Genomic DNA, 17,401 nt, shown 5'->3' with positions numbered 1-17,401 from the left:
GCTTTTTTGTCTTCATGGAATCAGGTGTGCGATTGCAGGTAATTTTCCAGACCGATCAGTTTGATCAGGCCTAGCTGCTTTTCGAGCCAGTAGGTGTGATCTTCTTCGGTGTCGTTCAATTGGATTCGCAGCATCTCACGGCTGACGTAATCTCCGTGCTGCTCGCAGAGTTCGATGCCTTTGCACAGAGCGGCCCGGACTTTGTATTCCAGTCGCAGGTCAGCGGCAAGCATGTCCGGCACGGTGGTGCCGACATCAAGGTCGTCCGCACGCATGCGCGGCGTGCCTTCGAGCATCAGAATCCGGCGCATCAAAGCATCAGCGTGCCCGGCTTCTTCTTCCATCTCGTGGTTGATACGTTCGTAGAGCTTGGTGAAACCCCAGTCCTCATACATCCGCGAATGGACGAAATATTGATCACGCGCCGCCAGTTCGCCGGTCAGCAACGTGTTGAGGTAATCGATTACGTCTGGGTGGCCTTGCATCGCCCTACATCTCCCTGCTTGAAAGTCTGTAGTTTGAACCACGAAGACTGATTGGTCACTCCGCTAGCGCGATAAAAGCGAAGATATTCCGAGAAAATTGGTTCAAATAACGCAAAAACCGCCCAATCGAGGGCGGTTCTGCTTCTCATTTAGACTTCGTTAAGCTGTACGTTGAGCAGCGTTGCGATTGCTTCTCCGTACGCCGGATCCGCTTTATAGAAATGCTGCAATTGACGGTCAACCACATCGCTGGATACTCCCGCCATGGCACCGGCAATGTTGCTGACCAGCAGCGCTTTCTGCTCGTCGCTCATCAAGCGGAATAACGCACCGGCGTGGCTGTAGTAGTCGGTATCTTCGCGGTGATCGTAACGATCAGCTGCACCGCTCAGTGCCAATGGCGGTTCCGCATAACGAGGCGCTTGCTTCGGCGCATCAACGTAGCTGTTCGGCTCGTAATTGGGAGCCGCACCGCCGTTACTGCCAAACGCCATCGAACCGTCGCGCTGGTAGCTGTTCACGGGGCTGCGAGGCGCGTTCACCGGCAATTGCTGGTGATTGGTGCCGATACGGTAGCGGTGAGCATCCGCGTAAGCAAAAACGCGACCTTGCAGCATGCGGTCAGGCGACAAGCCGACACCAGGGACCATGTTGCTCGGACCGAACGCCGCTTGCTCGACTTCAGCAAAGTAATTCAGCGGATTGCGATTGAGCTCCAGTTCACCGACTTCGATCAGTGGAAACTCTTTCTGCGACCAGGTTTTGGTGACATCGAAAGGATTCTCGTAGTGAGCCGCAGCTTGAGCCTCGCTCATGATCTGGATGCACACGCGCCATTTCGGGAAATCACCGCGTTCGATCGCGCTGAACAGATCGCGCTGAGCATAATCCGGATCGGTACCCGCCAGACGCGCCGCTTCTGCCGGAGCGAGGTTTTTGATTCCTTGCTTGGTTTTGTAGTGCCATTTCACCCAGTGCCGCTCGCCACTGGCGTTAATCAGGCTGTAGGTGTGGCTGCCAAAGCCGTGCATGTGACGGTAGCCATCAGGAATGCCGCGATCGGAAAACAGGATCGTGACCTGGTGCAGCGCCTCAGGCGAATGCGACCAGAAGTCCCACATCATCTGCGCACTTTTCAGGTTGCTTTGCGGCAGGCGCTTTTGCGTGTGGATAAAGTCCGGAAATTTCAACGGATCACGGATGAAGAACACGGGCGTGTTGTTGCCAACAATGTCCCAGTTGCCTTCTTCGGTGTAGAACTTCAGGGCAAAACCCCGTGGATCGCGCTCGGTATCGGCAGAACCACGCTCACCGCCAACGGTGGAGAACCGCAGGAAAGTGGAGGTTTGCTTGCCGACGGACTCAAACAGTTTGGCGCTAGTGTACTCGGTGATATCCCGCGTGACGGTGAACGTACCGTAAGCACCCGAGCCCTTGGCGTGTACACGGCGTTCCGGGATGTTTTCGCGGTTGAAGTGGGCAAGCTTCTCGATCAGGTGAAAGTCGTCGAGCAGCAGCGGGCCACGGGGGCCGGCGGAACGGGAATTCTGGTTATCGGCGACAGGAGCGCCACTGGCGGTGGTAAGCGTTTTACTTTGGCTCATGCGATCTCTTCCTTTGTCAGTCTATAGCTGCCGGCTAATCGGCTTGGGACGGAGTATTGACCATTGATCAAGAAGGCTACAAATTCATTAATTTGCAGAGATCAATAGAAAAATACTACCAACGAATGCCGTTAACAGAATGAAGGCATGAAACGCAGAAAAGCTTGTATAAACCGCGCGTTTCTTACAGGCACAAAAAACCGGGCACTAGGCCCGGTTTTTCGTTTCAGACTGACGTCTTACTCGGCGGATACAGCTTCGCCGGCAGTAGCACGATCAACCAACTCGACGTACGCCATAGGCGCGTTGTCGCCAGTGCGGAAGCCGCACTTGAGGATGCGCAGGTAGCCACCCTCACGGGTAGCGTAACGCTTGCCCAGGTCGTTGAAGAGCTTGCCAACGATAGCTTTCGAACGAGTACGGTCGAAAGCCAGACGGCGGTTAGCCAGGCTGTCTGTCTTGGCCAAAGTGATCAGCGGCTCAGCAACGCGACGCAGTTCTTTAGCTTTCGGCAGTGTAGTTTTGATCAGCTCGTGCTCGAACAGCGACACTGCCATGTTTTGAAACATGGCCTTGCGGTGCGAGCTAGTGCGGCTCAGGTGACGACCACTTTTACGATGACGCATGGTTCATTCCTTACCAAACACGACGTTCGGTGATTACGACGATCAGGCAGTCGCCTTGTCGTCCTTCTTAAGACTTGCAGGCGGCCAGTTGTCGAGGCGCATGCCGAGGGACAGACCGCGGGAGGCCAGAACGTCCTTGATTTCAGTCAAGGATTTCTTGCCAAGGTTCGGAGTCTTCAACAGCTCTACTTCGGTACGCTGAATCAGGTCACCGATGTAGTAGATGTTTTCCGCCTTAAGGCAGTTAGCCGAACGTACAGTCAGTTCCAGATCGTCAACCGGGCGAAGCAGGATCGGATCGATCTCGTCTTCCTGCTCGACAACCACTGGCTCACTGTCACCTTTGAGATCGACGAACGCAGCCAACTGCTGTTGCAGAATGGTTGCAGCGCGGCGGATAGCCTCTTCAGGATCCAGGGTACCGTTGGTTTCCAGATCAATAACCAGCTTGTCCAGGTTAGTACGCTGTTCGACACGGGCGTTTTCCACCACGTATGCGATACGGCGAACCGGGCTGAACGAAGAGTCAAGCTGCAAGCGACCGATGCTGCGGCTTTCGTCTTCATCGCTCTGACGCGAGTCTGCCGGTTCATAACCACGACCACGAGCTACGGTGAGCTTCATGTTCAGGGCGCCGTTAGACGCCAGGTTAGCGATTACGTGATCGGGGTTAACGATCTCGACATCATGATCCAGCTGAATATCGGCAGCGGTAACCACCCCCGAACCCTTCTTCGACAAGGTCAGCGTAACTTCGTCACGACCGTGCAGCTTGATAGCCAGACCTTTAAGGTTCAACAGGATTTCAATTACGTCTTCCTGTACGCCTTCGATGGCGCTGTACTCATGGAGTACACCGTCAATCTCGGCCTCGACTACTGCACAGCCGGGCATTGAGGACAACAGGATGCGGCGCAGCGCGTTGCCCAGGGTGTGGCCGAAACCACGCTCGAGAGGCTCGAGAGTGATCTTGGCGCGGGTTGGACTGACAACCTGCACATCAATGTGGCGGGGTGTCAGGAACTCATTTACCGAAATCTGCATGGATGCACCTATTTTCTAGCCCTTACTTGGAGTAGAGCTCGACAATCAGGCTTTCGTTGATGTCGGCGGACAGATCACTGCGAGCTGGAACGTTCTTGAAAACGCCCGACTTCTTCTCAGTGTCTACTTCTACCCATTCTACGCGGCCACGTTGGGCACACAGATCGAGAGCTTGGACAATGCGAAGTTGGTTCTTTGCTTTCTCGCGAATCGCGACCACGTCACCAGCACGAACCTGGTAAGACGGTACGTTTACGGTCTGACCGTTAACGCTGACGGATTTGTGCGATACCAGCTGACGGGATTCGGCACGAGTAGAGCCAAAACCCATACGGTATACAACGTTGTCCAGACGGCATTCGAGCAGTTGCAGCAGGTTTTCACCGGTTGCACCCTTCTTGCCAGCAGCTTCTTTGTAGTAGCCGCTGAATTGACGCTCGAGAACGCCGTAGATACGACGGACCTTCTGCTTTTCACGCAGTTGGGTGCCGTAATCGGACTGGCGACCGCGGCGTTGGCCGTGGATACCAGGTGCTGCTTCAATGTTGCACTTCGATTCGATCGCGCGCACGCCGCTCTTCAGAAAGAGATCGGTGCCTTCGCGACGAGCGAGTTTGCATTTTGGACCAATGTAACGAGCCATTCTTTACAATCTCCTGGATTACACGCGGCGCTTCTTCGGCGGACGGCACCCGTTGTGCGGGATTGGCGTCACGTCGGTGATGCTGGCGATCTTGTAGCCACAGCCGTTCAAAGCGCGGACTGCAGATTCACGACCTGGGCCTGGACCTTTGACGTTAACGTCGAGGTTTTTCAGACCGTATTCCAGCGCAGCTTGACCAGCACGTTCAGCAGCTACTTGAGCAGCAAACGGGGTGGACTTGCGGGAACCGCGGAAACCCGAACCACCGGAGGTAGCCCAGGAAAGAGCGTTGCCTTGACGGTCGGTGATGGTCACGATTGTGTTGTTAAAAGATGCATGAATGTGGGCGATGCCATCAACCACTGTCTTTTTAACTTTTTTACGAGGACGAGCAGCAGGTTTTGCCATGATAATTTTCCTGTCGATTCGCGGGGGCGATTACTTGCGGATCGGCTTACGCGGACCTTTACGGGTACGCGCGTTAGTCTTGGTACGCTGACCGCGCACTGGAAGACCACGACGATGACGCAGACCGCGATAGCAACCGAGGTCCATCAAACGCTTGATTTTCATGTTGATTTCGCGACGCAGGTCACCTTCAGTGGTGAACTTCGCCACTTCGCCACGCAGCTGTTCAATCTGCTCGTCGCTCAGATCTTTGATCTTTGCGGCTGGGTTTACCCCAGTCACTGCACAGATCTTCTGTGCAGTAGTGCGACCAACACCATAGATGTAGGTCAGCGAGATAACAGTATGCTTGTTATCTGGAATGTTAACGCCTGCAATACGGGCCATTCAGTGGGACTCCAATTGACAGCTACCTACGCCCCGGAAGCCAAGAAATAGGGCGCGAGATAATATCGCTGTAATAACAAATAATCAACCCGGTAGCGCACTAGCTACCGGGCTTGAAGCACAATCACACTCAGCCTTGGCGCTGTTTGTGACGCGGTTCCGCGCTGCAAATTACTCGAACGACACCTTCGCGGCGAATAATTTTGCAGTTACGGCACAGCTTTTTCACCGATGCACGAACTTTCATCACCAACTCCTCGAACCTTATGGGTACTCAGCGCAACATGCCGCTGCCGTAACCCTTCAGGTTGGCTTTCTTCATCAGGGATTCGTACTGGTGCGAAACGAGGTGCGATTGTACTTGGGACATGAAGTCCATCACAACCACGACGACGATCAGCAACGAGGTCCCGCCAAGGTAGAACGGTACGTTTGCTGCAACCACCAGGAACTGGGGCAACAAGCACACGGCCGTCATGTAAAGAGCACCGAACATGGTCAAGCGGGTCAGAACGCCGTCAATGTAGCGCGCAGACTGCTCACCTGGACGGATGCCCGGAATAAAGGCACCGGACTTCTTCAGGTTTTCCGCTACGTCTTTCGGATTGAACATCAACGCCGTATAGAAGAAGCAGAAGAAAATAATCCCTGCACTAAACAGCAGAATATTCAACGGCTGACCAGGAGCGATCGACTGCGAGATGTCCTGCAACCAGCCCATACCTTCAGACTGACCAAACCAGGCACCCAACGAAGCCGGGAACAGCAAAATGCTGCTCGCGAAAATGGCCGGAATAACACCGGCCATGTTCACCTTCAGCGGCAAGTGGCTAGTCTGCGCAGCAAAGACCTTACGGCCCTGCTGACGCTTGGCGTAGTGAACAGCAATGCGACGCTGACCACGCTCAATGAACACCACGAAACCGATAATCGCTACTGCCAGCAAACCGATGGCAACCAGGGCGAAGATGTTGATATCACCCTGACGTGCAGACTCGAAAGACTGCCCGATCGCTCTCGGAAGACCGGCGACGATACCCGAAAAAATCAACATCGAGATACCGTTGCCAACACCACGCTCAGTAATCTGCTCACCCAGCCACATCATGAACATCGCACCAGCCACAAAAGTGGATACCGCGACGAAATGGAAGCCAAAGTCACCAGTGAACGCAACGCCCTGCCCTGCCAGACCAATGGACATGCCAATTGCCTGAACGAGAGCGAGGACGACAGTGCCGTAGCGGGTGTACTGGCTGATCTTGCGACGGCCAGCTTCACCTTCCTTCTTCAACTGTTCCAGCTGCGGGCTGACGGCGGTCATCAGTTGCATGATGATCGATGCCGAAATGTACGGCATGATTCCCAGTGCAAAGATGCTCATCCGTTCCAGCGCGCCGCCGGAAAACATGTTGAACAAGCTAAGAATGGTCCCCTCATTCTGTCGAAACAGGTCCGCGAGTCGGTCCGGGTTGATACCTGGAACCGGGATGTGTGCGCCTATTCGGTAGACGATAATCGCCAGGAACAGAAAACGCAGACGAGCCCAGAGTTCAGACATACCGCCTTTGCCGAGCGCAGAGAGAGCACCTTGCTTAGCCATTTATTCCTCGAACTTGCCGCCAGCTGCTTCGATAGCCGCACGCGCACCTTTGGTGGCGCCGATTCCCTTTCCGATGGTGACAGCGCGAGTAACTTCGCCGGACAGCATGATTTTCACACGCTGAACGTTGACGTTGATCACGTTGGCATCTTTCAGGGACTGCACGGTGACGATGTCGCCTTCCACTTTAGCCAGTTCGGACAGACGCACTTCTGCGCGATCCATGGCTTTCAGGGAAACGAAACCGAACTTCGGCAGGCGACGATGCAGCGGCTGTTGACCGCCTTCAAAGCCTGGAGCAATGGTGCCACCGGAGCGGGAGGACTGACCTTTGTGGCCACGGCCACCGGTCTTGCCCAAACCACTACCGATACCACGGCCCGGACGATGCTTTTCGCGACGGGAACCCGGCGCTGGACTCAGATCATTGAGTTTCATCGATTAACCCTCGACACGCAGCATGTAGTAAGCCTTGTTGATCATCCCGCGATTCTCGGGAGTATCAAGTACTTCTACAGTGTGACCGATGCGACGCAGACCCAGACCCTTAACGCACAGTTTGTGGTTAGGGATACGGCCGGTCATGCTTTTGATCAGCGTTACTTTAACGGTAGCCATGATCAGAAGATCTCCTTGACGCTTTTGCCACGCTTGGCGGCAATGGATTCAGGAGACTGCATAGCTTTCAAACCTTTGAAAGTGGCGTGAACCACGTTTACCGGGTTAGTCGAGCCGTAGCACTTGGCCAGAACGTTCTGAACGCCAGCAACTTCGAGGACAGCACGCATAGCGCCGCCAGCGATGATACCGGTACCTTCAGAAGCAGGCTGCATGTACACCTTCGAAGCGCCGTGACCGGACTTCATTGCGTACTGCAGAGTGGTGCCGTTCAGATCAACTTGGATCATGTTGCGGCGAGCAGCTTCCATTGCCTTCTGGATCGCAGCAGGCACTTCACGCGACTTGCCACGGCCGAAGCCAACACGCCCTTTACCATCACCAACCACGGTCAACGCGGTGAAAGTGAAGATACGGCCGCCTTTAACGGTTTTGGCTACGCGGTTAACTTGAACCAGCTTCTCGATGTAGCCTTCGTCGCGCTTTTGGTCGTTATTTGACATAACTTAGAACTCCAGCCCAGCTTCACGAGCAGCATCAGCCAGCGCCTTGACGCGGCCGTGGTACTTGAAGCCAGAGCGGTCGAAAGCCACCTGCGAGACGCCAGCGGCTTTAGCACGCGTAGCGACCAGCTGGCCAACCTTAGTGGCCGCGTCGATGTTGCCAGTGGCGCCATCACGCAGTTCTTTATCCAAAGTCGAGGCAGATGCCAGGACTTTGTTGCCGTCGGCCGAAATGACCTGGGCGTAGATGTGCTGCGACGAGCGGAACACGCAGAGACGCACGACTTCGAGTTCGTGCATTTTCAGGCGTGCTTTGCGAGCGCGACGCAGTCGAGTAACTTTTTTGTCGGTCATTTGCTATGCCCTACTTCTTCTTGGCTTCTTTACGACGGACGACTTCGTCCGCGTAGCGCACACCTTTGCCTTTGTACGGCTCTGGTGGACGGAAGTCGCGGATCTCGGCGGCCACTTGACCTACCAGCTGCTTATCGATGCCCTTGATCAGGATATCGGTCTGGCTAGGAGTCTCAGCGGTGATGCCTTCCGGCAGTTCATAATCCACTGGGTGCGAGAAGCCAAGAGCCAGGTTCAGCACTGTGCCTTTTGCTTGCGCTTTGTAACCAACACCGACCAGCTGGAGCTTGCGCTCGAAGCCTTGGCTTACGCCTTGGACCATGTTGTTTACCAACGCACGAGTGGTACCAGCCATTGCGCGAGTTTGTTGATCGCCATTGCGAGCAGCGAAACGCAGCTCACCAGCTTCTTCAACGATCTCAACGGACGAATGGATGTTCAGTTCGAGAGTGCCCTTGGCACCCTTCACCGAAAGCTGTTGGCCTGCGAATTTGACTTCGACACCGGCTGGCAGCTTAACGGGGTTCTTAGCGACGCGTGACATGCTTATCCCCCCTTAGAACACAGTGCAAAGAACTTCGCCGCCGACACCGGCAGCGCGCGCAGCACGATCCGTCATCACACCTTTGTTGGTGGAGACGATAGACACACCGAGACCGCCACGAACTTTTGGCAGATCATCGACGGACTTGTACTGACGCAGGCCTGGACGGCTAACGCGCTTCACTTCCTCGATGACCGGACGGCCTTCGAAGTACTTCAGCTCGATGGACAGCAGTGGTTTGATTTCGCTGCTGATCTGATAACCCGCAATGTAACCTTCGTCCTTCAGGACTTTGGCAACAGCTACCTTCAAAGTAGAAGATGGCATGCTTACGACGGACTTTTCAGCCATCTGGGCATTACGGATTCGAGTTAGCATGTCCGCTAACGGGTCCTGCATACTCATGGGCTAGACGCTCCTAATACAAAAAAATTAGCCTTGCGGCTACTACTTGTCGCCGAGCTCATCCATGCGGAAAAAGCACGGGCTCAGGCGAGCCGGGTATTCTAGACACACCCCACAAATGAATCAAGCCCCAAAAGGGGCTTGATTCAAGTTCAAGGTCACCGGTGGTCAGGATCTTGCGATCCCAAACACCGAGACTTTGATAGTGCTTACCAGCTGGCTTTAACCAGACCAGGTACGTCACCACGCATTGCAGCTTCACGCAGCTTGTTACGGCCGAGGCCGAACTTGCGGTAAACGCCGTGTGGACGACCGGTCAGGCGGCAGCGGTTACGCATGCGCGAGGCGCTTGCGTCACGTGGCTGCTTCTGCAGAGCTACTGTAGCTTCCCAACGTGCTTCTGGACTTGCGTTCAGATCAACGATGATAGCTTTCAGTGCTGCACGCTTTTTGGCGTACTTGGCAACCGTGAGCTGACGCTTCAGCTCGCGGTTTTTCATGCTCATCTTGGCCATTTTCCTACTCCAATCAGTTGCGGAACGGGAATTTGAAAGCACGCAACAGGGCGCGACCTTCATCATCGTTCTTGGCAGTGGTGGTCAGGGTAATGTCCAGACCGCGGAGAGCATCGATCTTGTCGTAGTCGATTTCCGGGAAGATGATCTGCTCTTTAACGCCCATGCTGTAGTTACCACGACCATCGAAGGACTTGGCATTCAGGCCGCGGAAGTCGCGAACCCGAGGCAGGGAGATCGACAGCAGACGATCCAGGAACTCGTACATACGCTCACGGCGCAGGGTCACTTTGACGCCGATCGGCCAACCTTCACGGACTTTAAAGCCAGCGATGGATTTCCGAGCGTAGGTCACAACGACTTTCTGGCCGGTGATCTTTTCCAGGTCGGCAACAGCGTGCTCGATGACTTTTTTGTCACCGACTGCTTCGCCCAGACCCATGTTCAGGGTGATTTTTGTAACGCGTGGAACTTCCATCACGTTCGAAAGCTTAAGTTCTTCCTTAAGTTTCGGTGCGATTTCCTTCCAGTAAATCTCTTTTAGTCGTGCCATGGTCTTCTACCTAGCAGTGTTCAAGCATCAACCGCTTTTTGGGTCGACTTGAAGACACGAATTTTCTTGCCGTCTTCTACCTTGAAACCAACGCGGTCAGCCTTGTTGGTTTCGCCGTTGAAAATGGCGACGTTAGAAGCGTCCAGTGGAGCTTCTTTTTCGACGATACCGCCTTGCACGCCCGACATCGGGTTAGGCTTGGTATGACGCTTAACCAGGTTCAGACCGCCAATAACCAGACGGTTGTTAGCGAGAACCTTAAGCACCTTACCGCGCTTACCTTTGTCTTTGCCGGCGATCACGATGATCTCGTCGTCACGACGAATCTTTTGCATGTCGGATCTCCTTACAGCACTTCTGGGGCGAGCGAGACGATCTTCATGAACTTCTCAGTACGAAGTTCACGGGTCACTGGCCCAAAGATACGGGTGCCGATCGGCTCTTGCTTGTTGTTCAGAAGAACAGCAGCGTTGCCATCAAAGCGGATAATGGAGCCATCAGCACGACGTACGCCGTGACGAGTGCGGACTACAACAGCAGTCATCACTTGGCCTTTTTTCACTTTACCGCGAGGAATTGCTTCCTTCACGGTAACTTTGATGATGTCACCGATACCAGCGTAACGACGATGGGAGCCACCCAGCACCTTGATGCACATAACACGGCGAGCGCCGCTGTTATCGGCCACATCGAGCATGGATTGAGTCTGAATCATATAATTTCTCCGACCCCTAGTCCTTAGACTTCCACAGCGCGTTCGAGAACATCAACCAGCGCCCAAGACTTGGTCTTGGCCAAAGGACGAGTTTCACGAATAGTGACTTTGTCGCCGATGTGGCACTGATTGGTTTCGTCGTGCGCGTGCAGCTTAGTCGAACGCTTAACGTATTTACCGTAGATCGGGTGCTTAACGCGACGCTCGATCAGTACGGTGATGGTTTTGTCCATCTTGTCGCTGACAACACGGCCAGTCAGCGTACGGACAGTTTTTTCGGCTTCAGCCATGATTACTTACCTGCCTGCTGGTTGAGCACAGTCTTCACGCGAGCGATGTCACGCTTAACTTGCGAGAGCAGATGAGACTGCCCCAACTGGCCAGTTGCTTTCTGCATACGCAGATTGAACTGGTCGCGCAGCAAGCCGAGCAGTTGCTCGTTCAGCTGCTGTGCGGATTTTTCACGAAGTTCATTCGCTTTCATCACATCACCGTCCGTTTAACAAAGGCGGTGGCGAGCGGCAGCTTTGCAGCAGCCAGGGCAAAAGCCTCACGCGCCAGCTCTTCAGAAACACCCTCGATTTCATACAGGACTTTGCCTGGCTGAATCTGGGCAACCCAGTACTCCACACTACCCTTACCTTTACCCATACGAACTTCGAGGGGCTTTTTGGAAATAGGCTTGTCCGGGAATACACGGATCCAGATCTTGCCGCCACGTTTAACGTGACGGGTCAGAGCACGACGCGCTGACTCGATCTGACGAGCGGTGAGACGACCACGAGCTACAGACTTCAGCGCATATTCGCCGAAGCTGACTTTGCTACCGCGCTGTGCCAGACCACGGTTGTGGCCTGTCATCTGCTTGCGGAACTTCGTACGCTTTGGTTGCAACATTTGGCGTACCCCTTACTTAGCAGCTTTTTTACGAGGCGCTGGTGCTTGTGGTTTCAGTTCTTCTTGGCGACCACCAATTACTTCGCCTTTGAAGATCCAAACCTTTACACCGATCACACCGTAAGTGGTGTGAGCTTCGTAGTTGGCATAGTCGATGTCGGCACGCAGGGTGTGCAGTGGCACACGACCTTCGCGATACCATTCAGTACGTGCGATTTCAGCACCGCCGAGACGACCGCTCACTTGGATTTTGATGCCTTTGGCACCAATGCGCATGGCGTTCTGAACAGCGCGCTTCATAGCGCGACGGAACATTACGCGACGCTCCAGCTGCTGAGCTACGCTCTGCGCAACCAGCATACCGTCGAGCTCCGGCTTGCGGATCTCTTCGATATTGATGTGCACAGGCACACCCATTTGCTTGGTCAGGTCCTGACGCAGCTTCTCAACATCTTCACCTTTCTTCCCGATAACGATACCTGGACGAGCGGTGTGGATGGTGATACGTGCAGTCTGAGCCGGACGATGGATATCGATACGGCTTACGGACGCGCTTTTTAGTTTGTCTTGGAGATACTCACGCACCTTCAGATCAGCGAACAAATAGTCCGCATAAGTCCGACCGTCTGCGTACCAGACGGAGGTGTGCTCCTTGACGATTCCCAGGCGAATGCCAATGGGATGTACTTTCTGACCCATCTCTTCGACTCCGTTACTTGTCAGCAACCTTGACAGTGATATGGCAAGACCGCTTGACGATGCGATCAGCACGGCCTTTGGCACGTGGCATGATGCGCTTCAGCGAACGCCCTTCGTTGACGAAAACGGTGCTGACTTTAAGGTCATCAACGTCTGCGCCTTCGTTATGCTCGGCGTTGGCTACGGCCGACTCCAGCACTTTCTTCATGATCTCGGCGGCTTTCTTACTGCTGAAAGCCAACAAGTTGAGCGCTTCGCCCACCTTCTTCCCGCGGATCTGGTCGGCGACCAAGCGGGCTTTCTGGGCGGAGATTCGAGCGCCCGACAACTTAGCGGCTACTTCCATTTCCTAACCCCTTAACGCTTGGCTTTCTTGTCTGCCACGTGCCCACGATAAGTGCGGGTACCGGCGAACTCGCCCAGTTTGTGGCCGACCATGTCTTCGTTAACGAGAACTGGGACGTGTTGACGACCGTTGTGTACTGCGATGGTCAAACCGACCATTTGTGGCAGGATCATCGAACGACGCGACCAGGTTTTCACCGGTTTGCGATCATTCTTTTCCGCCGCCACTTCGATCTTCTTCAGTAGGTGAAGATCGATAAAAGGACCTTTTTTCAGAGAACGTGGCACTGTCGTATCCCTCTATTTACTTGCGACGACGGACGATCATTTTGTCGGTACGCTTATTACCACGAGTCTTCGCGCCCTTAGTCGGGAAGCCCCATGGCGATACCGGATGACGACCACCAGAGGTACGACCTTCACCACCACCATGTGGGTGGTCAACCGGGTTCATGGCAACACCACGAACGGTTGGGCGAACGCCACGCCAGCGTTTGGCACCAGCTTTACCCAGCGAACGCAGGCTGTGCTCGGAGTTCGAGACTTCGCCCAGGGTCGCGCGGCATTCAGCCAGCACTTTACGCATCTCACCAGAACGCAGACGCAGGGTCACGTAGACACCTTCACGAGCGATCAGCTGAGCCGAAGCACCAGCGGAACGAGCGATCTGTGCGCCTTTACCTGGCTTCAATTCGATGCCGTGTACGGTGCTACCAACTGGAATGTTACGCAGTTGCAGAGCGTTGCCCGGCTTGATCGGTGCCAGAGCACCTGCGATCAGCTGGTCACCAGCACTCACGCCTTTTGGGGCGATGATGTAGCGACGCTCGCCATCTGCGTACAGCAGCAGAGCGATGTGAGCAGTACGGTTTGGATCGTATTCAATACGCTCGACAGTGGCAGAGATGCCATCTTTGTCGTTGCGACGGAAATCGACCAGACGATAATGCTGCTTATGGCCACCACCGATGTGACGAGTGGTAATGCGACCATTGTTGTTACGACCACCAGTCTTCGATTTTTTCTCGAGCAGCGGTGCGTGAGGAGCGCCTTTATGCAGCTCCTGGTTGACCACCTTGACCACAAAACGGCGGCCAGGGGAAGTCGGTTTGCATTTAACGATTGCCATGATGCACCCCTTCCTTACTCAGCACTGCTGCTGAAATCGAGATCTTGGCCTGGCTGAAGGGAGATAACCGCCTTCTTCCAGTCATTACGCTTGCCCAGACCGCGAGCAGTGCGCTTGCTCTTACCCAGAACATTCAGGGTAGTAACACGCTCTACTTTCACGCTGAACAGGCTTTCGACGGCCTTCTTGATTTCCAGCTTGGTTGCGTCAGTTGCAACCTTGAAAACGAACTGGCCTTTCTTGTCAGCCAGAACCGTAGCCTTCTCGGAAACGTGCGGGCCAAGCAGAACTTTAAATACGCGTTCCTGGTTCATCCCAGCAGCTCCTCGAATTTCTTCACGGCCGACACGGTGATCAACACCTTGTCGTATGCGATCAGACTAACTGGATCGGAACCTTGCACGTCACGTACATCAACGTGTGGCAGGTTACGAGCAGCCAGGTACAGGTTCTGATCAACGACTTCAGACACGATCAAGACGTCAGTCAAGCCCATGCCGGTCAGCTTGTTCAGCAGATCTTTGGTCTTCGGTGCATCAACAGCGAAGTCCTGAACCACTACCAGACGATCAGTACGCACCAGCTCAGCAAGGATGGAACGCATTGCTGCGCGATACATCTTCTTGTTCAGCTTCTGGGTGTGATCCTGAGGACGAGCTGCGAAAGTGGTACCGCCGCCACGCCAGATTGGGCTACGGATAGTACCGGCACGAGCACGGCCAGTACCTTTCTGACGCCATGGGCGCTTACCGCCACCACGAACGTCGGAACGGGTCTTTTGCTGCTTGGAACCCTGACGGCCGCCGGCCATGTAGGCCACGACTGCTTGGTGAACCAGCGTCTCGTTGAATTCGCCGCCAAATGTCAGTTCGGAAACTTCGATCGCTTGAGCGTCATTTACATTTAATTGCATGTCAGCTTCCCCTTAACCGCGAGCCTTGGCTGCTGGACGTACAACCAAGTTGCCGCCAGTAGCGCCAGGAACAGCGCCCTTGACCAACAACAGATTGCGTTCAGCGTCCACGCGCACTACTTCGAGGGACTGCACGGTCACGCGCTCAGCGCCCATATGACCGGACATTTTTTTGCCCTTGAATACACGACCAGGAGTCTGGCACTGGCCGATAGAGCCTGGAACGCGGTGGGACACGGAGTTACCGTGGGTATTATCTTGCCCGCGGAAGTTCCAACGCTTGATCGTACCCTGGAAGCCTTTACCCTTGGACTGACCGGTTACATCAACCAGTTGACCAGCAGCGAAGATTTCAGCGTTGATCAGATCGCCGGCCTGGTACTCGCCTTCTTCAAGGCGGAATTCCATTACGGTGCGACCAGCGGCAACGTTCGCTTTAGCGAAGTGGCCAGCTTGAGCAGCTGTAACACGCGAAGCACGACGCTCGCCTACAGTGACTTGCACTGCACGATAGCCATCGGTCTCTTCAGTTTTGAACTGGGTGACGCGATTCGGTTCGATCTCAATGACCGTGACCGGAATGGAGACACCTTCTTCGGTGAAAATACGGGTCATACCGCATTTACGACCGACTACACCAATAGTCATGTTGTAAACCTCATGAGTGTACGGGGCTTTCACCCGCTATGGCCGCCCATTTCAGAGCGTTACACGACTAAGACCGAGTCTTAGCCGAGGCTGATCTGCACTTCCACACCGGCCGCAAGATCAAGCTTCATAAGAGCATCAACGGTTTTATCCGTTGGCTGGACGATGTCCAGAACGCGCTTATGAGTACGGATCTCGTACTGGTCACGCGCGTCTTTGTTGACGTGCGGGGAGACCAGAACGGTGAACCGCTCTTTACGGGTAGGCAGTGGAATTGGACCACGCACTTGAGCACCAGTACGTTTCGCGGTTTCCACGATTTCCTGGGTGGATTGGTCGATCAGGCGATGGTCAAAAGCCTTCAACCTGATACGGATTTGCTGATTTTGCATTGGATTTCAGACTCCGGCTGCTATTCCCACCGAGCGCAATACGCCCGTTAAAAGGAGGCGCAATTCTATAGACGCCCCAGATAGGTGTCAACCCAATAAAAAAGGCCCCCGCTAAGCGGGGGCCCTCTCAAAAAAATCGAGCTATCTCAGAAGAGATAATTACTCGATGATTTTAGCTACAACGCCAGCACCAACGGTACGGCCGCCTTCACGGATAGCGAAGCGCAGACCGTCTTCCATTGCGATGGTTTTGATCAGGGTAACAGTCATTTGAATGTTATCGCCTGGCATTACCATTTCAACGCCTTCTGGCAATTCGCAGTTACCGGTCACGTCAGTAGTACGGAAGTAGAACTGTGGACGGTAGCCTTTGAAGAACGGAGTATGACGGCCGCCTTCTTCCTTGCTCAGAACGTAAACTTCTGCGGTGAACTTGGTGTGCGGCTTAACCGAACCCGGCTTAACCAGAACTTGGCCACGCTCAACGTCGTCACGCTTGGTGCCGCGCAGCAGCACGCCGCAGTTCTCGCCAGCACGACCTTCGTCGAGCAGCTTGCGGAACATTTCAACACCGGTGCAGGTGGTGACGGTAGTGTCACGCAGACCAACGATTTCCAGTGGATCCTGAACGCGAACGATACCGCGCTCGATACGACCAGTCACAACAGTACCGCGACCGGAGATCGAGAATACGTCTTCGATTGGCATCAGGAACGGCTTGTCGGTCAGACGAACTGGTTCTGGGATGTAGCTGTCCAGAGTCTCAACCAGTTTACGAACGGCAGTGGTGCCCATTTCGTTGTCGTCTTTGCCTTCCAGAGCCATACGCGCCGAACCGATGATGATCGGAGTGTCGTCGCCAGGGAAGTCGTAAGTGCTCAGCAGATCGCGCACTTCCATCTCAACCAGTTCCAGCAGCTCAGCGTCGTCTACCAGGTCAGCCTTGTTCAGGAAAACCACGATGTACGGAACGCCTACCTGACGGGACAGCAGGATGTGCTCACGGGTTTGTGGCATCGGACCATCAGCGGCCGAACAAACCAGGATAGCGCCGTCCATCTGGGCAGCACCAGTGATCATGTTCTTCACATAGTCAGCGTGACCTGGGCAGTCAACGTGAGCGTAGTGACGGATCTTCGAGTTGTACTCGACGTGCGCGGTGTTAATGGTGATACCACGAGCTTTTTCTTCTGGCGCGCTGTCGATTTTATCGAAATCAACGATGGCCGAACCGAATACTTCGGAGCAGACGCGAGTCAGAGCTGCAGTCAGAGTGGTTTTACCGTGGTCAACGTGACCGATGGTGCCAACGTTGACGTGCGGTAGGGAACGATCAAATTTTTCTTTAGCCACGACAATTAACTCCTTGCC

General features: G+C 54.5%; 31 protein-coding genes. All 31 read right to left on the bottom strand.

The window, feature by feature from the left end:
- Window positions 1–20: 20 nt before the first annotated feature.
- The gene (bfr, locus tag J2X66_RS25875) at window positions 21–485 is read right to left on the bottom strand and encodes a bacterioferritin (RefSeq protein ID WP_310270308.1); all 465 of its coding nucleotides are present in this window, start codon (window positions 483–485) and stop codon (window positions 21–23) included.
- Window positions 486–634: 149 nt separating this feature from the next.
- Entirely contained in the window at window positions 635–2,089 is a 1,455-nt protein-coding gene (locus J2X66_RS25870; protein WP_310270305.1) for a catalase, read from the bottom strand.
- A gap of 239 nt (window positions 2,090–2,328) precedes the next feature.
- Entirely contained in the window at window positions 2,329–2,715 is a 387-nt protein-coding gene (gene rplQ / locus J2X66_RS25865) for a 50S ribosomal protein L17 (RefSeq protein WP_007918448.1), read from the bottom strand.
- Between the two features lie 42 nt (window positions 2,716–2,757).
- Entirely contained in the window at window positions 2,758–3,759 is a 1,002-nt protein-coding gene (locus tag J2X66_RS25860; protein ID WP_003186012.1) for a DNA-directed RNA polymerase subunit alpha, read from the bottom strand.
- 22 nt (window positions 3,760–3,781) lie between these two features.
- Window positions 3,782–4,402 carry a 30S ribosomal protein S4 gene (rpsD, locus tag J2X66_RS25855; protein WP_003210056.1) on the bottom strand — a complete coding sequence of 207 codons (621 nt, stop codon included), beginning with the start codon at window positions 4,400–4,402 and terminating at the stop codon, window positions 3,782–3,784.
- 18 nt (window positions 4,403–4,420) lie between these two features.
- On the bottom strand, window positions 4,421–4,810 hold the full coding sequence (rpsK, locus tag J2X66_RS25850) for a 30S ribosomal protein S11 (RefSeq protein WP_002555466.1): 390 nt from the start codon (window positions 4,808–4,810) through the stop codon (window positions 4,421–4,423).
- A 30-nt stretch (window positions 4,811–4,840) separates the two neighbouring features.
- Window positions 4,841–5,197: a 30S ribosomal protein S13 gene (rpsM, locus tag J2X66_RS25845; RefSeq protein WP_003186020.1), complete on the bottom strand. Its 357-nt coding sequence runs from the start codon at window positions 5,195–5,197 to the stop codon at window positions 4,841–4,843.
- 130 nt (window positions 5,198–5,327) lie between these two features.
- The gene (gene rpmJ / locus J2X66_RS25840; RefSeq protein WP_002555468.1) at window positions 5,328–5,444 is read right to left on the bottom strand and encodes a 50S ribosomal protein L36; all 117 of its coding nucleotides are present in this window, start codon (window positions 5,442–5,444) and stop codon (window positions 5,328–5,330) included.
- A gap of 27 nt (window positions 5,445–5,471) precedes the next feature.
- Window positions 5,472–6,800, bottom strand: a complete 1,329-nt coding sequence (gene secY / locus J2X66_RS25835) for a preprotein translocase subunit SecY (protein WP_003228718.1) — start codon at window positions 6,798–6,800, stop codon at window positions 5,472–5,474.
- Window positions 6,801–7,238, bottom strand: coding sequence for a 50S ribosomal protein L15 (gene rplO, locus J2X66_RS25830; protein WP_007896782.1), 438 nt, complete (start codon window positions 7,236–7,238; stop codon window positions 6,801–6,803).
- A 3-nt stretch (window positions 7,239–7,241) separates the two neighbouring features.
- The gene (gene rpmD / locus J2X66_RS25825) at window positions 7,242–7,418 is read right to left on the bottom strand and encodes a 50S ribosomal protein L30 (protein WP_003186033.1); all 177 of its coding nucleotides are present in this window, start codon (window positions 7,416–7,418) and stop codon (window positions 7,242–7,244) included.
- A gap of 2 nt (window positions 7,419–7,420) precedes the next feature.
- Window positions 7,421–7,921 (bottom strand): 30S ribosomal protein S5, encoded by a 501-nt coding sequence (rpsE, locus tag J2X66_RS25820; RefSeq protein WP_007943782.1) that lies wholly within the window; start codon window positions 7,919–7,921, stop codon window positions 7,421–7,423.
- Window positions 7,922–7,924: 3 nt separating this feature from the next.
- The gene (rplR, locus tag J2X66_RS25815) at window positions 7,925–8,275 is read right to left on the bottom strand and encodes a 50S ribosomal protein L18 (protein ID WP_003186037.1); all 351 of its coding nucleotides are present in this window, start codon (window positions 8,273–8,275) and stop codon (window positions 7,925–7,927) included.
- Between the two features lie 10 nt (window positions 8,276–8,285).
- A complete protein-coding gene (gene rplF / locus J2X66_RS25810) occupies window positions 8,286–8,819 on the bottom strand; it encodes a 50S ribosomal protein L6 (RefSeq protein WP_003176412.1) in 534 nt (177 codons plus the stop codon).
- Between the two features lie 12 nt (window positions 8,820–8,831).
- Window positions 8,832–9,224 carry a 30S ribosomal protein S8 gene (gene rpsH, locus J2X66_RS25805; protein WP_003186040.1) on the bottom strand — a complete coding sequence of 131 codons (393 nt, stop codon included), beginning with the start codon at window positions 9,222–9,224 and terminating at the stop codon, window positions 8,832–8,834.
- Between the two features lie 209 nt (window positions 9,225–9,433).
- Window positions 9,434–9,739 (bottom strand): 30S ribosomal protein S14, encoded by a 306-nt coding sequence (rpsN, locus tag J2X66_RS25800; RefSeq protein ID WP_003176414.1) that lies wholly within the window; start codon window positions 9,737–9,739, stop codon window positions 9,434–9,436.
- Window positions 9,740–9,752: 13 nt separating this feature from the next.
- Window positions 9,753–10,292, bottom strand: coding sequence for a 50S ribosomal protein L5 (gene rplE / locus J2X66_RS25795; RefSeq protein WP_003176415.1), 540 nt, complete (start codon window positions 10,290–10,292; stop codon window positions 9,753–9,755).
- A gap of 20 nt (window positions 10,293–10,312) precedes the next feature.
- The gene (gene rplX / locus J2X66_RS25790) at window positions 10,313–10,627 is read right to left on the bottom strand and encodes a 50S ribosomal protein L24 (protein ID WP_003176416.1); all 315 of its coding nucleotides are present in this window, start codon (window positions 10,625–10,627) and stop codon (window positions 10,313–10,315) included.
- An 11-nt stretch (window positions 10,628–10,638) separates the two neighbouring features.
- Window positions 10,639–11,007, bottom strand: a complete 369-nt coding sequence (gene rplN, locus J2X66_RS25785) for a 50S ribosomal protein L14 (protein WP_002555479.1) — start codon at window positions 11,005–11,007, stop codon at window positions 10,639–10,641.
- A gap of 23 nt (window positions 11,008–11,030) precedes the next feature.
- Window positions 11,031–11,297: a 30S ribosomal protein S17 gene (gene rpsQ, locus J2X66_RS25780; protein ID WP_003176419.1), complete on the bottom strand. Its 267-nt coding sequence runs from the start codon at window positions 11,295–11,297 to the stop codon at window positions 11,031–11,033.
- Window positions 11,298–11,299: 2 nt separating this feature from the next.
- Window positions 11,300–11,491 carry a 50S ribosomal protein L29 gene (rpmC, locus tag J2X66_RS25775; RefSeq protein WP_002555481.1) on the bottom strand — a complete coding sequence of 64 codons (192 nt, stop codon included), beginning with the start codon at window positions 11,489–11,491 and terminating at the stop codon, window positions 11,300–11,302.
- Window positions 11,491–11,904, bottom strand: coding sequence for a 50S ribosomal protein L16 (rplP, locus tag J2X66_RS25770; RefSeq protein WP_007943783.1), 414 nt, complete (start codon window positions 11,902–11,904; stop codon window positions 11,491–11,493). The genes rpmC and rplP overlap by 1 nt, the downstream gene beginning before the upstream one ends.
- A gap of 12 nt (window positions 11,905–11,916) precedes the next feature.
- Window positions 11,917–12,603 (bottom strand): 30S ribosomal protein S3, encoded by a 687-nt coding sequence (gene rpsC, locus J2X66_RS25765; RefSeq protein ID WP_003176422.1) that lies wholly within the window; start codon window positions 12,601–12,603, stop codon window positions 11,917–11,919.
- Between the two features lie 13 nt (window positions 12,604–12,616).
- A complete protein-coding gene (rplV, locus tag J2X66_RS25760) occupies window positions 12,617–12,949 on the bottom strand; it encodes a 50S ribosomal protein L22 (protein WP_003103908.1) in 333 nt (110 codons plus the stop codon).
- An 11-nt stretch (window positions 12,950–12,960) separates the two neighbouring features.
- Entirely contained in the window at window positions 12,961–13,236 is a 276-nt protein-coding gene (rpsS, locus tag J2X66_RS25755) for a 30S ribosomal protein S19 (RefSeq protein ID WP_002555486.1), read from the bottom strand.
- Between the two features lie 16 nt (window positions 13,237–13,252).
- Window positions 13,253–14,077 carry a 50S ribosomal protein L2 gene (rplB, locus tag J2X66_RS25750; protein WP_003176423.1) on the bottom strand — a complete coding sequence of 275 codons (825 nt, stop codon included), beginning with the start codon at window positions 14,075–14,077 and terminating at the stop codon, window positions 13,253–13,255.
- A 14-nt stretch (window positions 14,078–14,091) separates the two neighbouring features.
- The gene (gene rplW, locus J2X66_RS25745; RefSeq protein ID WP_002555488.1) at window positions 14,092–14,391 is read right to left on the bottom strand and encodes a 50S ribosomal protein L23; all 300 of its coding nucleotides are present in this window, start codon (window positions 14,389–14,391) and stop codon (window positions 14,092–14,094) included.
- Window positions 14,388–14,990, bottom strand: a complete 603-nt coding sequence (gene rplD / locus J2X66_RS25740; protein WP_007896707.1) for a 50S ribosomal protein L4 — start codon at window positions 14,988–14,990, stop codon at window positions 14,388–14,390. The genes rplW and rplD overlap by 4 nt, the downstream gene beginning before the upstream one ends.
- Before the next feature lie 12 nt (window positions 14,991–15,002).
- On the bottom strand, window positions 15,003–15,638 hold the full coding sequence (gene rplC, locus J2X66_RS25735) for a 50S ribosomal protein L3 (RefSeq protein ID WP_003186059.1): 636 nt from the start codon (window positions 15,636–15,638) through the stop codon (window positions 15,003–15,005).
- A gap of 80 nt (window positions 15,639–15,718) precedes the next feature.
- Window positions 15,719–16,030 (bottom strand): 30S ribosomal protein S10, encoded by a 312-nt coding sequence (gene rpsJ, locus J2X66_RS25730; protein WP_003186070.1) that lies wholly within the window; start codon window positions 16,028–16,030, stop codon window positions 15,719–15,721.
- Window positions 16,031–16,189: 159 nt separating this feature from the next.
- Entirely contained in the window at window positions 16,190–17,383 is a 1,194-nt protein-coding gene (gene tuf, locus J2X66_RS25725) for an elongation factor Tu (protein WP_027924378.1), read from the bottom strand.
- Between the last annotated feature and the right edge of the window lie 18 nt (window positions 17,384–17,401).

Source organism: Pseudomonas sp. 3296, assembly GCF_031456615.1.
Classification (GTDB): domain Bacteria; phylum Pseudomonadota; class Gammaproteobacteria; order Pseudomonadales; family Pseudomonadaceae; genus Aquipseudomonas; species Aquipseudomonas mucoides.
The sequence above is the reverse complement of the archived record's forward strand: the minus strand, read 5'-3'. Positions and strand labels throughout refer to the sequence as shown.

Coding starts and splice junctions, on each gene's coding strand:
- bfr (WP_310270308.1), bottom strand. CDS start 485: ATGCAAGGCCACCCAGACGTAATCGATTACCTCAACACGTTGCTGACC.
- J2X66_RS25870 (WP_310270305.1), bottom strand. CDS start 2,089: ATGAGCCAAAGTAAAACGCTTACCACCGCCAGTGGCGCTCCTGTCGCC.
- rplQ (WP_007918448.1), bottom strand. CDS start 2,715: ATGCGTCATCGTAAAAGTGGTCGTCACCTGAGCCGCACTAGCTCGCAC.
- J2X66_RS25860 (WP_003186012.1), bottom strand. CDS start 3,759: ATGCAGATTTCGGTAAATGAGTTCCTGACACCCCGCCACATTGATGTG.
- rpsD (WP_003210056.1), bottom strand. CDS start 4,402: ATGGCTCGTTACATTGGTCCAAAATGCAAACTCGCTCGTCGCGAAGGC.
- rpsK (WP_002555466.1), bottom strand. CDS start 4,810: ATGGCAAAACCTGCTGCTCGTCCTCGTAAAAAAGTTAAAAAGACAGTG.
- rpsM (WP_003186020.1), bottom strand. CDS start 5,197: ATGGCCCGTATTGCAGGCGTTAACATTCCAGATAACAAGCATACTGTT.
- rpmJ (WP_002555468.1), bottom strand. CDS start 5,444: ATGAAAGTTCGTGCATCGGTGAAAAAGCTGTGCCGTAACTGCAAAATT.
- secY (WP_003228718.1), bottom strand. CDS start 6,800: ATGGCTAAGCAAGGTGCTCTCTCTGCGCTCGGCAAAGGCGGTATGTCT.
- rplO (WP_007896782.1), bottom strand. CDS start 7,238: ATGAAACTCAATGATCTGAGTCCAGCGCCGGGTTCCCGTCGCGAAAAG.
- rpmD (WP_003186033.1), bottom strand. CDS start 7,418: ATGGCTACCGTTAAAGTAACGCTGATCAAAAGCATGACCGGCCGTATC.
- rpsE (WP_007943782.1), bottom strand. CDS start 7,921: ATGTCAAATAACGACCAAAAGCGCGACGAAGGCTACATCGAGAAGCTG.
- rplR (WP_003186037.1), bottom strand. CDS start 8,275: ATGACCGACAAAAAAGTTACTCGACTGCGTCGCGCTCGCAAAGCACGC.
- rplF (WP_003176412.1), bottom strand. CDS start 8,819: ATGTCACGCGTCGCTAAGAACCCCGTTAAGCTGCCAGCCGGTGTCGAA.
- rpsH (WP_003186040.1), bottom strand. CDS start 9,224: ATGAGTATGCAGGACCCGTTAGCGGACATGCTAACTCGAATCCGTAAT.
- rpsN (WP_003176414.1), bottom strand. CDS start 9,739: ATGGCCAAGATGAGCATGAAAAACCGCGAGCTGAAGCGTCAGCTCACG.
- rplE (WP_003176415.1), bottom strand. CDS start 10,292: ATGGCACGACTAAAAGAGATTTACTGGAAGGAAATCGCACCGAAACTT.
- rplX (WP_003176416.1), bottom strand. CDS start 10,627: ATGCAAAAGATTCGTCGTGACGACGAGATCATCGTGATCGCCGGCAAA.
- rplN (WP_002555479.1), bottom strand. CDS start 11,007: ATGATTCAGACTCAATCCATGCTCGATGTGGCCGATAACAGCGGCGCT.
- rpsQ (WP_003176419.1), bottom strand. CDS start 11,297: ATGGCTGAAGCCGAAAAAACTGTCCGTACGCTGACTGGCCGTGTTGTC.
- rpmC (WP_002555481.1), bottom strand. CDS start 11,491: ATGAAAGCGAATGAACTTCGTGAAAAATCCGCACAGCAGCTGAACGAG.
- rplP (WP_007943783.1), bottom strand. CDS start 11,904: ATGTTGCAACCAAAGCGTACGAAGTTCCGCAAGCAGATGACAGGCCAC.
- rpsC (WP_003176422.1), bottom strand. CDS start 12,603: ATGGGTCAGAAAGTACATCCCATTGGCATTCGCCTGGGAATCGTCAAG.
- rplV (WP_003103908.1), bottom strand. CDS start 12,949: ATGGAAGTAGCCGCTAAGTTGTCGGGCGCTCGAATCTCCGCCCAGAAA.
- rplB (WP_003176423.1), bottom strand. CDS start 14,077: ATGGCAATCGTTAAATGCAAACCGACTTCCCCTGGCCGCCGTTTTGTG.
- rplW (WP_002555488.1), bottom strand. CDS start 14,391: ATGAACCAGGAACGCGTATTTAAAGTTCTGCTTGGCCCGCACGTTTCC.
- rplD (WP_007896707.1), bottom strand. CDS start 14,990: ATGCAATTAAATGTAAATGACGCTCAAGCGATCGAAGTTTCCGAACTG.
- rplC (WP_003186059.1), bottom strand. CDS start 15,638: ATGACTATTGGTGTAGTCGGTCGTAAATGCGGTATGACCCGTATTTTC.
- rpsJ (WP_003186070.1), bottom strand. CDS start 16,030: ATGCAAAATCAGCAAATCCGTATCAGGTTGAAGGCTTTTGACCATCGC.